This is a genomic window from Micromonospora sp. D75, from assembly GCF_018070405.1.
Taxonomy (GTDB): Bacteria; Actinomycetota; Actinomycetes; order Mycobacteriales; family Micromonosporaceae; genus Micromonospora; species Micromonospora chalcea.
On record NZ_JAGPXV010000953.1, the window covers coordinates 1 to 1484 of the forward strand.

The following is a 1484-nucleotide window of genomic DNA, read 5'->3' on the forward strand; positions in this document are numbered from 1 at the left end:
GTGGCTGCCGGTGATCGGCGACTTCTACCTGGTCACGTCGCTCTTCTTCGACATCGGCGTCTACCTGGTGGTGGTCGGGCTGGTGCTGGACATCCTGCGCAGCCTGGGCGCCGAGGTGGACCGGCACGTGGAGGCCGCCGGTGAGGCGGGACGCGGGTTGATCGTCCAGCGGGACGGGCCATCGTGAGCGCGAGGAGTGAGCCGGGTTTGCGAGCCCCGCAGTCGCGAACAGAGGTGGCTCAGTGACCAGGGGGGCGGCCGGTCCGACGCTGGTGCTGGTGCTGGCGGTCGGGGTGCTCGTCGCCGCCGGTGTCACGTTGCTGCTGGAACGCAGCCTGACCCGGATCCTGCTCGGCATCATCCTGCTCGGCAACGGCGTGACCCTGCTCATCCTGCTCGGCGGGCGAGCCGGCGCCGCACCGTTCGTGGGCTCCTCCCCGCAGGGTGAGATGAGCGACGCGCTGCCCCAGGCCATGGTGCTCACCGCAGTGGTGATCACGTTCGGGCTGACCGCGTTCCTGCTCGCCGTCGCGTACCGCAGCTGGTACACCAGCGGCGACGACGAGGTGCAGGACGACCTGGAGGACCGGCAGATCGTCCGGCTCGCCGAGAGTAACGAGGTGTCGACCGCGGACCACGGCGGCGAGGGCCCGGACGACGACCCGGAGCAGGTGGACCCGGAGCCGGCCCGCCGGCGGCTGCGCCGGGACGGTGAGACATGAGCGGGCTCGTGCCGCTGCCGGTGGTGGTGCCGCTGCTCGGCGCGGCGCTCACCCTCCTGCTGTCCGGGCGGCCCCGCCTGCAGCGGTCGATAAGCGTGCTCTGCCTGTCCAGCGTCCTGGTGGTGGCGGCGGTGCTGCTGGTCGAGGCGTACCGGTTCGGGCCGGTGGTGGTGCAGGTGGGCGGCTGGCCGGCGCCGGTGGGCATCGTGCTGGTGGCCGACCAGCTGGCGGCGCTGATGGTGCTGGTCTCCTCAGCGGTGACCTTGTGCGTGCTGCTCTACTCGATCGGCCAGGGCCGGGGGGAGACCAGCGAGACCGCGCCGGTGAGCATCTACCACCCCACGTACCTGGTGCTCACCGCGGGCGTGACGAACGCCTTCCTGGCCGGGGACCTGTTCAACCTCTTCGTCGGCTTCGAGATCCTGCTCGCCGCGAGCTTCGTGCTGATCACGCTGGGCGGCACCGAGGTGCGGCTGCGCACCGGCTCGACGTACGTGGTGGTCAGCATCCTGTCGTCGCTGCTGTTCCTGTCCGCGGTGGGGCTGGTGTACGCGGCCACCGGCACGCTGAACATGGCGCAGCTCGCCGGCCGGCTGGACGCGCTGCCGTCGGGCGTACGCCTGACGCTGCAACTGATGCTGCTGCTCGCGTTCGGGATCAAGGCGGCGGTGTTCCCGCTGTCGGCGTGGTTGCCGGACAGCTACCCGACCGCGCCCGCGCCGGTGACCGCCGTCTTCGCCGGCCTGCTCACCAAGGTCGGCG

At 71.5% G+C, this 1484-nt stretch carries 3 protein-coding genes; all 3 read left to right on the forward strand.

Translation table 11 applies throughout. From position 1 onward, the window contains the following. Window positions 1–187: hypothetical protein (locus KBX39_RS31020; protein ID WP_210873957.1), on the forward strand; the 187-nt coding region annotated here is incomplete at its 5' end. 55 nt (window positions 188–242) lie between these two features. Continuing rightward, window positions 243–722, forward strand: coding sequence for a Na(+)/H(+) antiporter subunit C (locus KBX39_RS31025; RefSeq protein ID WP_210873959.1), 480 nt, complete (start codon window positions 243–245; stop codon window positions 720–722). Beyond that, window positions 719–1484 (forward strand): proton-conducting transporter membrane subunit (locus tag KBX39_RS31030; protein WP_282102500.1); only part of this gene is annotated, 766 nt, incomplete at its 3' end. The genes KBX39_RS31025 and KBX39_RS31030, both read left to right, overlap by 4 nt.